Annotated in this window: 11 protein-coding genes; 4 read left to right on the plus strand and 7 right to left on the minus strand. The window is 44.0% G+C overall.

All coding sequences use genetic code 11. The features are described from left to right. Positions 1-8 precede the first annotated feature (8 nt). From trpCF to AC2VOY_RS00335, 4 genes are all read right to left on the minus strand, one after another. Entirely contained in the window at positions 9-1,388 is a 1,380-nt protein-coding gene (gene trpCF / locus AC2VOY_RS00320; protein WP_491831589.1) for a bifunctional indole-3-glycerol-phosphate synthase TrpC/phosphoribosylanthranilate isomerase TrpF, read from the minus strand. Between the two features lie 64 nt (positions 1,389-1,452). Beyond that, a complete protein-coding gene (gene trpD / locus AC2VOY_RS00325) occupies positions 1,453-2,454 on the minus strand; it encodes an anthranilate phosphoribosyltransferase (protein WP_491831590.1) in 1,002 nt (333 codons plus the stop codon). 177 nt (positions 2,455-2,631) lie between these two features. Then, positions 2,632-3,228: an aminodeoxychorismate/anthranilate synthase component II gene (locus AC2VOY_RS00330; protein WP_491831592.1), complete on the minus strand. Its 597-nt coding sequence runs from the start codon at positions 3,226-3,228 to the stop codon at positions 2,632-2,634. Between the two features lie 11 nt (positions 3,229-3,239). Continuing rightward, the gene (locus AC2VOY_RS00335; protein ID WP_491831594.1) at positions 3,240-4,850 is read right to left on the minus strand and encodes an anthranilate synthase component 1; all 1,611 of its coding nucleotides are present in this window, start codon (positions 4,848-4,850) and stop codon (positions 3,240-3,242) included. Positions 4,851-5,102: 252 nt separating this feature from the next. On the opposite strand from AC2VOY_RS00335, the gene rnm reads away from it, so the two are divergent. From rnm to rluB, 3 genes are all read left to right on the plus strand, one after another. Further along, positions 5,103-5,942, plus strand: coding sequence for an RNase RNM (gene rnm, locus AC2VOY_RS00340; protein ID WP_491831596.1), 840 nt, complete (start codon positions 5,103-5,105; stop codon positions 5,940-5,942). 38 nt (positions 5,943-5,980) lie between these two features. Next, positions 5,981-6,601, plus strand: coding sequence for an L-threonylcarbamoyladenylate synthase (locus tag AC2VOY_RS00345; RefSeq protein WP_491831598.1), 621 nt, complete (start codon positions 5,981-5,983; stop codon positions 6,599-6,601). Positions 6,602-6,728: 127 nt separating this feature from the next. Beyond that, on the plus strand, positions 6,729-7,784 hold the full coding sequence (gene rluB / locus AC2VOY_RS00350) for a 23S rRNA pseudouridine(2605) synthase RluB (protein ID WP_491831600.1): 1,056 nt from the start codon (positions 6,729-6,731) through the stop codon (positions 7,782-7,784). Between the two features lie 136 nt (positions 7,785-7,920). On the opposite strand, the gene AC2VOY_RS00355 is transcribed toward rluB, so the two are convergent. The 3 genes from AC2VOY_RS00355 to AC2VOY_RS00365 form a co-directional block, all read right to left on the minus strand. After that, complete coding sequence (locus tag AC2VOY_RS00355; RefSeq protein WP_491831602.1) at positions 7,921-8,241, minus strand: HI1450 family dsDNA-mimic protein; 321 nt, start codon at positions 8,239-8,241, stop codon at positions 7,921-7,923. A 93-nt stretch (positions 8,242-8,334) separates the two neighbouring features. Further along, entirely contained in the window at positions 8,335-8,904 is a 570-nt protein-coding gene (gene efpL, locus AC2VOY_RS00360) for an elongation factor P-like protein EfpL (protein ID WP_491831604.1), read from the minus strand. Positions 8,905-8,967: 63 nt separating this feature from the next. Continuing rightward, complete coding sequence (locus tag AC2VOY_RS00365; RefSeq protein ID WP_491831606.1) at positions 8,968-11,388, minus strand: DNA polymerase II; 2,421 nt, start codon at positions 11,386-11,388, stop codon at positions 8,968-8,970. A gap of 415 nt (positions 11,389-11,803) precedes the next feature. On the opposite strand from AC2VOY_RS00365, the gene uvrY reads away from it, so the two are divergent. Further along, a complete protein-coding gene (uvrY, locus tag AC2VOY_RS00370; RefSeq protein WP_491831607.1) occupies positions 11,804-12,445 on the plus strand; it encodes a UvrY/SirA/GacA family response regulator transcription factor in 642 nt (213 codons plus the stop codon). Positions 12,446-12,511: the final 66 nt, after the last annotated feature.

The raw sequence follows: 12,511 nt of genomic DNA on the forward strand, positions 1-12,511 counted from the left end.
TTTCAATATTAGTATTCACGCAGCGCGAGAAAAGCTTGTTTAATTTTTAATTCGTTTTTAAGACCCGGTGCATCTTCCAGCCCTGAGTTCATATCCAGCCCAATGCAGCCATAGCTTGCGGCTTGCTTGACATTTTCAGGAGTAATGCCACCGGCGATAAGCGTGGTTTGCTTGTGCTCAAGGCTGACATCATCGAGCAGTGCCCAGTCAAAGGTTTTGCCTGTGCCACCACTTTGTGTGCCAACTTTGCAATCATAGACATGGCGATCAATATGGCTTTCAAGACGCAAAGGCAAAAGATCATGGATCCCGTAAGCTTTCCAGATCTGACAAGTCTCTGGCAGAGCGTCGCGCAAATCATTGACATAAACTTGCGACTCTTCACCATGCAGTTGCACCGCGCTTAGTTTTAACGTGCGAGCAATGTCGACAACTTCATCTATTTTTGCGTCTTGGAACACACCAACAAATTTAAGCTCTACCGCTTGGGTGATTTTCTCGGCATCTTCAAGCTCGATATAACGTTTTGAATTTGGAGCGAAAATTAAGCCGCCATAGACAGCGCCAGCCTTGAGCGCCGCTTTGGCATCTTGCACACGAGTCAGGCCGCAAACTTTGTTTTCACCTAAGATCACGCTGCGCACCGCTTGTTCAAGCTTTTCTTCTGCCATTAAAGCGCTGCCAATTAAAAAGCCATCCGCAACTTTCGAAAGTGATTTCACTTGATGATGATGATAAAGGCCAGATTCTGAAATCACTATGGTGTCTTCATCTAAATCTTTAGCAAGCTCAAAGGTGCGCGCAAGATCGATACTTAAATCACGCAAATCACGGTTGTTGATCCCAACAATAGGGGCTTTTAAGGCTTTGGCGCGTATCAGTTCATCTGGGTTGCTGACCTCGGTTAAGACATCTAAGTCTAACGAATAGGCTAACTCACGTAGATTAAGATAGGTCTCATCATCAAGCACTGAAAGCATCAATAAGATGGCATCAGCTTGATAATAACGCGCTAAATAGACTTGATATGGGTCGATCATAAAGTCTTTGCACAAGACAGGTTGAGTCAAATGACTGCGCACTTGTGGTAAGAATTCAAATTGACCTTGAAAGTACTTTTCATCGGTTAATACTGAGACTGCTGTGGCATAGTTCGCATATACTTGGGCGATCTCATCAAGGTTAAAATCCTCTCGAATCAAACCTTTTGATGGTGAGGCCTTTTTACATTCTAGGATGAAGCTCGTTTTTGGCTCACTTAATGCCGCGTAAAGGCTACGATCACTTTTGCTAATTTCAGCTTGAAAGCTGGCTAAAGGCTGAGTTTTCTTACGTTGCGCTATCCAGACTTTTTTGTCTTCAACGATTTTTGCTAATACTGTTTCCATTTTTCCCTCTGTTTCATTCACAGCCTTTGACGCATTGAATTTTGATGCTTAATTGTGCGTTTGCTTACGATTTATATTCGGCTAACGCTTGAACAAGGGCATAGGCTTTGCCACTTTGCATTACTTCAATGGCGCGTTGGGTATTTTGTTTGAGGTCTTCATGACCAAAGAGCTTGAGTAATAAAGCCACGTTGACAGCAACGGCTGCCATTTGTGCCTCTGTGCCTTTGCCAGTTAAGATATTGGTGACAATGGCTTTATTTTCTTCAGGCTCACCACCTACAATACTCGAGAGCGGGTAAGATTTCACCCCAAAATCTTCGGCTGTGAGCTGATATTGCTCGATTTTGCCATCTTTGAGCTCGGCAACATCGGTTGGACCATGAATTGCCACTTCATCTAAGCCACTGCCGTTGACCACAGCGGCGCGTTTTAGACCCATTTGCTTGAGCGCTTGCGCAAGCGTTGGCAGCAGGGCTTTGTCATACACGCCCATAACTTGAATTTGCGGACGCGCTGGGTTAATCAGTGGCCCAAGCAGGTTAAAAATAGTGCGGGTTTTCAATGCTTGACGCACTGGCATTGCATGGCGTACGCCTTGGTGATATTGCGGCGCAAATAAAAATGCGACGCCAATTTCTTCAACTGCTTGTTTGGTTTTCTCGCTAGATAAATCCAGTGCAATGCCAAATGCATCGAGTAGATCTGAGGAGCCTGATTTACTTGAAACGCCGCGGTTACCGTGTTTGGCAACTTTCACTCCGCAGGCAGCAGCAACAAAGGCGGCTGTGGTTGAGATATTAAAGGTATTTGAACCGTCGCCACCTGTGCCAACGATATCTGCAAACTCGCCTTCAATCTGTGGGAAAGGCGCGGCATGTTTTAGCAGTGCTTCGGCTGCGCCACTGATTTCTTCGGCGGTTTCGCCTTTGATTTTAAGTGCGGTGAGGGCTGAGCTGAGCACGAGCGGATCAAGATCCCCTTGGATGATGTTGGCAAATAAATCTTGGCTTTGGTTTTTGCTTAAATTTTCTTGCTTGTAAAGCTGTTCCAGTATCTGTTGCATGGTTTTTCCTTAAATTTTTATGTGCTTATCAATCTTTTCCGTAAGTGCTTAAGTGGTCATATATCGACTGATGCAAAGATGCTCAAGCCATCCATGGGCGCTCTATTCGCCACATCCATTTGGCTCAAAGCTTTGCGGCGCTGATATATAACCCCTTAATCATTCCACAATTTCTATTTATGCTTCACAAGGTTTTTCAGCTAACGCCCAATCAATTGCATTTTCAAGCAAACTTGCGCCATAAGTTGTCATAATTGACTCAGGATGAAATTGAAAGCCGCAAATTTTGTCTGCTTCATTCACCACACACATGGCTAAACCATCCACTTGCGCGACTAAATCTAAACTCTCCGGCACTTTGGTTGCCACCAAAGAATGATAACGCGCAATCGCAAACTCACTCGGCAGGCGATTAAAAATAGCATGATTATCATGACGCATAGCCGAGGTCTTACCATGCACAATTTCGCCTGCGCCGGCAACAATGCCGCCATAGCTCTCGACAATGGCTTGATGGCCTAAGCAGATCCCAATCATAGGCACCTTGCCTTTAAATGCTTCAATCACTTGCGGCATGATCCCGGCATCACTTGGTTTACCCGGGCCAGGTGAAAGCACAAGCACAGGGTTTTCTTGGCTTTGAATCGCCGTTTGAAATTGATCTAAGCTCAGGTTATTGCGATAAATTGTAACCTCATGGCCTAGGCTGCGAAATTGATCCACCAAGTTGTAGCTAAAAGAGTCAAAGTTATCTAAAAAAATGATTTGCGCCATAATATTTATCCTTATTGCTTGGCTTGGTGGGCGATTTGAATCGCAGAAATAACAGCTTGCGCCTTGGTGCGGGTTTCATCACTTTCAGCTTGGGCGATGGAGTCAAAGACGACGCCTGCGCCCGCTTGAATCGAGGCCATGCCATTTTCGACATAAGCTGAGCGGATCACAATACAGGTATCAAGATCGCCATCGCCAGTTAAATAACCCACAGCGCCGCCATAACTGCCGCGACGTACTTTTTCAACTTCACGGATAAATTTCATTGCACGCACTTTTGGCGCGCCGGTTAAGGTCCCCATATTCATGCTCGCTTGATACGCATGCAGGGCATCTAAATCATCACGCAATTGACCCACCACGCGTGACACCAAATGCATCACGTGGCTGTAGCGATCCACTTTTAGTAAATCTGCCACATGGCGCGTGCCTGGCTTGGAGATTCTTGCCACATCATTACGTGCTAAATCCACCAACATCATGTGCTCAGCGTTTTCTTTCATGTCGCCTCGCAGTTCAAGCTCAATGCGGCTATCTAAATCTGGGTTAATGCTGCCATCTGGATTTTTGCCACGACGACGGGTGCCTGCAATCGGGTAGATTTCCACTTGGTTGCTCTGGGTTTCATATTTAATTGCGCTTTCAGGTGAGGCGCCAAATAAAGTGAAAAGCTCATCTTGCATATAAAACATATAAGGGCTTGGGTTGGTTTGCTTTAATGTTTTATACGCCGCAAGCGGTGATGGGCACGGCAAGAAGAAACGTCTGGATGGCACCACTTGGAAAATATCACCTTGCACCACGTGCTGCTTAAGGTCGGTGACGATTTGGTTAAACTCTGGATCGTCAATATTTGTTTTTAATTCCATGCTTGGCAGGGCAGTTGCCGCAGGTAAATGGGTTAAATCTTGATAATGGGCGCTGATCTCATCTAAACGCGTATTAAGGCTATCAATAAGGGCTCTATCTTGTTTAAACGCGCTTGCTTGCAGGCGAACTTCTTGTTTTTGGTGATCAAACACCATCAAGGTTTCCGCCACATAAAACACATAGTCAGGGCAGTTATCAATGGCTTCAACCTCGCCAATTGGCTCAAAGTTACCGACTAAATCATAGGCAAACAAACCGCCGATAAAGAGATTAAATTTATCCTCTTCTGACTGGTGGGCCGTTAAATCAAAGCTATGTTGAATCAGGCGCAGGGCATCGAGTGAGCCGCTCATTTTTAAGCGTGAATCTTCATCCAAGATATCGGGATCTGGGGTGAAGGTTAAGCTCAAGCTATTGTCACTTTGGGTGGTATCAAGTTTGGTTAAGTTTGGCGTTAAAGCTGCGAGCAGGGCCTCGCCGTTTGGCGTTTGCGCAATACATTCCACTTGATTGCCACGACATTCAATACGTACAGCCGCATCGACTAAAAGCAAGCTTTTTAGGTTTTCTTTTGAATCAATTTCAGCACTCTCAAGCAGCAAGCTGTTTTGTTTGCCTTGCGCCTTGCCTTGCATGCAAAGATTATAAAAAACTTGAGTGGGATCATCATGGTAGTGACATGTTCGGTGAATTGCTACCAATGCTGATTGATGTGTAAAGTGTGCGTGTGGACGCTGCGCTGGCTTGTTCATTGAAAACCCTTTCATTAACCTCTTGTATTTGTGTACTAGTAAACTAGTATTAACCTTGACTGTCAAGCAAAAATTTAACAAAAACAAAATTGTATGAATTTTAATCAGGCTGGTTTGGATGAATACTTTTGAGGTTTTTTCTTTTAAAAGCTAAAAATAAACTCACAATCGCTATCAATTCAAGTTACACTAATGATAACCAAAATAACATCTCTTCAAATATGAATTGAGCCCTCGCGCATAGGTTATTGAATGAAAATAGATTTACATAGTCACACGACTGCATCCGATGGACGCCTTAGTGTGATTGATTTAATTGAGCGGGCGCTTGAGTTTGACTTAGATGTTCTCGCTATTACCGACCACGACACCTTAGATGCACTGCCAACTGCGCATGCTTACGTGGCGGATCAAAATTATGATTTAAAAATTATCAACGGCATTGAAATCTCAACGGTTTGGCAGAATAAAGATATTCATATTGTTGGCCTTGGGGTAGATTTAGACAATAAAGCCCTAAATGATTTAATTGTCGCGCAAAAAGACAGACGTTTAGCGCGTGCCCAACTCATGGCTTCGCGCCTTGAAAAGCACACTCAAGAAGGCGTTTTTGAAGGCGTACAAGCGATTGCTGGGGACGCGGCGATTTCACGCTCCCATTTTGCGAAGTGGCTGGTTGATCATGGCTACGCCGATACCATGGCGCAGGTGTTTAAAAAATACCTCACTCGCAATAACCCAGGCTATGTGCCGCCAAATTGGTGCTCAATTGCTGAGGCAGTCGAAGTGATTCAGGCCGCCGGTGGGCAAGCAGTACTCGCACATCCTTGGAGTTATAAATTCACAGCCAAATGGTTGAAGCGTTTATTAAGCGCCTTTGTGCAAGCGAATGGCGATGCAATGGAAGTGGCGCAGCCGCAACAAAGCATGCCCGATCGTAGGTTGTACGCCGATTATGCCATTGAGTATAAGTTACTCGCTTCACAAGGTTCAGATTTTCATTATCCTTCCGCCTGGACTGAACTTGGGCGCAATCTTTGGTTGCCAAGCGGCGTCACCGAAGTCTGGCATGAGTGGGACTTAGTTAAATAATGATTAATAAATAAGAAATTAGCAGTACAGGAGAGATCATGAGTCAGTTTTTTTATATGCATCCTGAAAACCCGCAAGCACGTTTAATCAATCAAGCTGTGGCGATCATTCGTCAAGGTGGAGTGATTATCTACCCAACAGATTCGGGCTATGCTTTAGGTTGCCAGCTTGAAAATAAGCAAGCATTAGAGCGCATTTGCCGCATTCGTAAATTAGACGAAAAGCACAACTTCACTTTGCTTTGTCGTGATTTATCTGAGCTTTCGCTTTATGCGCGCGTGGATAATACAGCGTTTCGCTTACTCAAAAATAACACCCCTGGGGCTTATACCTTTATTTTTAAAGGGACCAAAGAGGTGCCACGCCGCTTAATGAACCCAAAACGTAAAACCATTGGGATCCGCGTGCCTGACAATAAAATCGCGCTCGATTTACTCGAAGCGTTGGGCGAACCTTTAATGTCGACCTCTTTAATTTTACCGGGTAAATCCACCACAGAATCCGATCCCGAAGAAATTCGTGACATGCTTGAAAACCAAGTTGATCTCATCATTAACGGTGGTTATTTAGGTGAAGATCCGACAACTGTGATTGATTTTAGTGACGATGACGCAGTGATTGTGCGCCGCGGCGCAGGCGATGCGACTCCATTTGAATAATATTTGTTGAAAAATGATGCAGTTTTAGCCAGTTTTTGGCATAATACCCGCGTATAAACTATCTGAAAGTGAACCGCCTAATTTTAAGGCACCGACGACTGTGAAGTCGACGTAATAAGGTAAATGAATGAACGAAAAGTTACAAAAAGTTTTAGCTCGCGCAGGCCATGGCTCACGTCGTGAAGTGGAGAGTTTAATTCAATCAGGTCGCGTCAGCGTCAATGGCAATGTTGCAAAACTAGGTGATCGTCTTGAAGACGATACGGCTATTGTGCGTGTTGATGGACACAAGGTTTCAGTCAAAGAAGAACGCGAAGTCGTTTGTCGCGTATTGGCGTATAACAAACCAGAAGGTGAGTTATGTACACGTCATGATCCTGAAGGCCGTCGCACCGTCTTTGATCGTCTACCAAATATCAAAGGTGCACGTTGGGTATCTGTGGGTCGTTTGGATGCCAACACTGGTGGTCTACTGCTCTTTACTACAGATGGTGAACTAGCTAACCGCTTGATGCACCCAAGTCGCCAAGTAGAACGTGAATACTTAGTCCGCGTTTTTGGTGAAGTCAACGAAGAGATGGTTAAAAACGTTACCCGCGGCGTAGAACTTGAAGACGGCATGGCGCGTTTTGAAGATGTGGTATACGCTGGTGGTGAAGGTATGAACCATACTTTCTATGTCATGATCACCGAAGGTCGTAACCGTGAAGTACGTCGTTTGTGGGAATCACAAGGCGTGACGGTAAGCCGTCTAAAACGTGTTCGTTATGGTGACATCTTCCTTGAGAAAAGCCTGCCACGTGGTGGATGGGTTGAACTTGAGCTGAAAGAAGTTAACTACTTACGTGAAATGGTTGAGCTAAAACCTGAGCGTGAAACCTTTATCGATCCAAATGCAGGTTCGCGTAAGCGTGATCGTGCGCGTGGTCAGAAGATTCGTCGCGCAGTTAAGCGTCACGAAGAGCGCGTCACAACTGGTAAAGGCGGCCGTCAAGGCGCACGTGGTAAAGTTAACACCAAAGGCACGACCACAAACCGTGGGCAAACGGCAGAAGGTCAAGGTCGCGGTGGACGTAACCAAAGCCAAACCAATGCTCGTGGCGCAACTAATGGCCGTGGCATTACGACAAATGGCCGTCCTGGTTCGCGTAAACCATCGCCAAAACCAACACGCCAACGTTAAGTTTGAGTGATTGAAAAGTATATATAAAAATGCCCCATAAGAATTGGGGCATTTTTTTGTCTTTCTTTTACAATGTTTATGCGCGCTATATGCTTTTAATCTAAGCTTAAAGCCTTCATTTTAGATAGCTTAAGACTTAATCACGCTTCCATAAAATATGGCAGAACTTATGCTCAGGATCTAGGCTTATCAAAAGACGAGCAAACACATCATCCAACGCATCATCCGCTTCGTTAACGAGACCAATACGCACTTCAGCATAATCATCAGCGTCAACTTCAAAACCAACATGCTCAGGCCAATCTGTGCCAAGCTCAACGGCTTCAGCTGCGCCGCGATCTTCAAATTGAAGGGTAAAGAGGGCAACGTCTGCTGCCTCTAAGTTGTCTGGTGCCATCTCAAGGAAAATATCATAACCAAGGTCAATAGCATCATCTAACGAAATACGATTTGTCATGCTTTTCTCATCATTGTTGAATTCAAAATCATTGCCGTTGTAACAAGGTCGGTGTCGCGACGCTAACCTAGTTACAGCTTCAAGGATGAAGAATTAGTCCGCGCGGCTCATGAATTTACGTTCCGTCGTGTTGACACGGATCTTATCACCATTTGCAATGTATTCAGGTACTTGTACAACAAGGCCAGTGCTTAATGTCGCAGGCTTAGTACGTGCACTTGCTGAAGCGCCTTTGATCGATGGTGAGGTTTCAACGATTTCTAGATCAACCGATGATGGTAATTCAACGGCAACAGGTGCGTCATTGACCACTAATACACTTAAACCTTGGGTATCTTCGTTGAAGAATAAGGCTTCGTCTGCGATCATTTCTTTATTGAAGTGATATGGCGTGTAGTCTTCATTATCCATAAATACATATTCTTCACCATCAATATAAGAGAACATCACGCTCTTACGGCTAAAATCTGCAAGGGTTAAGATTTCATCCGCTTTAAAGCTCTCATCCGCTTTTGCGCCTGTTGCGACATCATACATACGCATGCGATAAAGGCTTGCACCAGCGCGGCCACTTGGTGTTAACTTGCTGATTTCTTTAACAGAATAAACTTTGCCATTGTGCTCGACAACCGCATTTTTTTTCACTTCACTTGCTTTTGGCATGAGAGATTTCCTATGGTGATTTTATTTGATGCAAAACATAGCATAAAGCTTGCTAAAACCAAACTAAAAAAGCCCTATTTGAGGCGCAATAATAGATTCAAAATCTAGATCAATAAAGGGCAAAATGGCATCGGCAACCGGCTTGAGTTGCTTATCAATGTAATGTTGATAATCAAAAGCAGCATCTTGATATTCAACAGCTTGTGGCCCTGATAGGGTGATCACATAACGAATTGCACCTTTATTTTGATAGCGCAGCGGTTTGCCAAGCGCTTGGTTTTTCTGATCCGCTTCGCGCGCGGCGCGCACTTGTGGTGGGATATTTTTTTGATACTCACTTAAGCGCTGACGCAAACGCTTTTGATAGACTAAATCGCTGTTATGTTGGCCTGCTAAGGTTTCTTCGACAGTTTTGCGGACATAGTCTTGCAGCTGGGGCGCCGTATGTGGATCAGGTAACTCAAATACCATTTGATATAGCTTGGCTTGGAATTTTTGCGCCAGTTCAGTCCAATCACTGCGCGCACTTTCAAGCCCTTTAAAGATAAGTTTGGAGCTTGTTTTAACCTGCCCATTTTCTTCAATTTCTTGTTTGATTAAGCCGCAATAACGTTTTTTCGAACCCGTTTGGGCGCCGCGAATCGTCGGCATTAAAAAGCGTGCATAGTGGGTTTCATATTCCAGCTCCAGCGCACTTTCTAGGGCGTATTCATCTTGTAAATGTTCTTGCCACCAAAGGTTTAGCATGTGAACAAGATCTTGACCAATCTGATTGGCCGCTTGGTTGGAGTGCGGGGTGTTGAGCGCGACAAAGAGAGAGTCGGTATCCCCGTAAATGACTTGATAACCTTTGTCTTCAATGAGTTGGCACGTTTTTTTCATGATCTCATGCCCGCGCATGGTGATCGATGAGGCTAAACGAGTATCAAAAAAGCGACAGCCGGATGAGCCGAGCACACCATAAAAAGAATTCATGATGATTTTAATCGCGGTTGAAAAGGCCACTTCTTTGTTCGCTTTGGCTTTTTCGCGTGCTTGCCACAGGTTTTCGATCATTTTAGGCAAAAAGTGGCGGCTGCGATGAAACTGTCCGCCACGAAAGCCGGGGATGGCCTCATTATCCCCTTTACCAATTGGGAGATCTAAGCCTTCAATCAAACCCAGTGGATCGATTTTAAAACTGCGAATAATTGATGGATAGAGGGATTTAAAATCAAGTACTAAGACGGAATCATAAAGACCTGGGGTAGAGTCCATCACATAACCGCCGGGGCTTGCGATCCAATTTTCAGAAGCAAGGTTTGGCGCCACATAGCCCGCGCGATGCAAACGCGGCAGATATAAATTGGTAAAGGCTGCGACTGAGCCGCCGATGCGATCTAGATCGAGCCCAGTTAAGCGGGTGCGCTCAATTAAAAACTCAAGCAAATGAGTATGCTTAAAAATATCAACGACTAAGCGGCAATCTTGCCAATTGTATTGCGCTAGTGCTTCTTTATCATGGGTAAATAAATGGTTAATTTGCGCCATCTTATTTTGCTCAGGAGTAATGGTTTTGCCTTGCGCTAGCAAGCTTTGAGCAACATTTTCAAGTGACCATGATGAAAAGCTATAGGTCGCAGCTTTCAGCATATGAATCCCATCGAGCACCAAGCGCCCAGTAATCGAGACAAAACCTTGGTTAGACTGATTTGACTTGCGAAAATAGAGCTGGCTTTTATCGCGACCAAGGCTCAGCGGGATCTGGTGCGCCTTGGCACGTTTATCAAGCAGTTGGCAATCAAAATCAATCACATTCCAGCCTAAAATTAAATCTGGATCAAAACGCTCAAACCAAGCGATTAAAGCATGCAGCAGCGCAGCTTCGTCTTTGACCCATTGGATCAAATAATCGTGTTTTTGGTTATATTCTTCTTGAGCCAAAGGGTTCACCATAATCACCCGTGAATCAAGCGTCGAATCTAAACCAACTGAGTATAAAACGCCTTTTTCTGAGCATTCTAAATCTAAAGAGACGGATGACAAATCAGGTAAAAAATCACAGGCGCGACATTGCGGATTTTTAATTTTTGGCGCACTAGGCTGATTGATTTCAATTCCGCCTTGAATAAAGCGCTCCATCAAAAAGCGATCATGAAGGCGTATATCATGCTCAAAATATGCAATTTCATGCGCATCTAAGGTTTGAGTTAAAGCTTTTAAACTTTGATGCGAGGGGCAATAGACCGCAGCCATGGGATGTTTATCAAAGTCTGTTAATGCGCGCGGCTGAGAATGTATGCGCGCGTCAATGGTTTGACTTAGTGGTTTCAAACGTAGGGCATCCGTTTGTGCGATAAACAGAACCAATTCTTGATTGTCGAAAATCAGTTCGATCACTTCCTGCTTGGTTTTGACCCAAAGCTTTAACTGTGCACTCAGACCTTGTGCACTGGGTACATCACGACTATGTTTAGTAAGGATAAAGCCTTGAGTAGTGTGCATAGAATTACGGGTTATAATGGATATAATACTGAGTATTTTAACATAAAGGCGGTTAAAGAACTGTGTGTTTTTTATACGTCGTGCGTTTAAATGTGTACAAAAAATATCTAAATAGCGTGATTTGTCGGGGTTTATACAAAAAATGCTTGTCTTTTGACGTTATTCCAAAGTAATGTGAAGTGAGTGATTCGATTTAATTTTCACAGTAAATCATTAATGCTTTTATTGAAAAAGTATATATAATGCTAAGCAGTGACAGCCTGTATTACATAATGAAGACTAATCTTAGTAAAATGAAGAGTTTGTTTTTAATGTTTAAGGTCGAGAATTAATAAATTTTAGTAAAGTTAGCCGTAATGAGCCTGCTTGATGCTCTCATTTAACTTTGCTCGCAACCGAGTGTGGAGATACAAGAGTGATAAATGTTTTCCTTGTAGATGATCACGAACTGGTGCGCACAGGGATTCGACGTATTATTGAAGACGTCCGTGGCATGAAAGTAGTAGGGGAAACTGACAGTGGTGAGAATGCTGTAAAATGGTGCCGATTAAATCATGCGGATGTGATTTTAATGGATATGAATATGCCTGGCATCGGTGGCCTTGAAGCAACGAAAAAGATTTTACGTTTTAATCCGGATACAAAAATCATTGTATTGACGATTCATACTGAAAATCCATTTCCGACCAAAGTGATGCAAGCTGGCGCAGCAGGATATTTAACCAAAGGCGCAGGGCCTGATGAAATGACCAATGCGATTCGCGTTGTCAGTTGTGGCCAACGTTATATTTCACCAGAAATCGCGCAACAAATGGCTTTGAGTCAAGTTGTCTCAAGTGATAACCCATTTAAAGATCTCTCTGAACGAGAGCTCCAGATCATGATGATGATCACTAAGGGTGAAAAAGTCACGGATATCTCTGAGCAACTCAACTTAAGCCCAAAAACTGTTAACAGCTACCGCTATCGTTTATTCAATAAATTAGATATCAGTGGGGATGTTGAGCTGACGCACCTTGCCATTCGTTATGGCATGTTAGATGCAGATAGCTTATAAGCAAGCTTTCTGGTGATCTCTATTTAAACTAAACCGCTTGATATTAGAGCGGTTTTTTTATGTGTG

The sequence above is a fragment of the Vibrio sp. KMM 9700 genome (assembly GCF_058545285.1).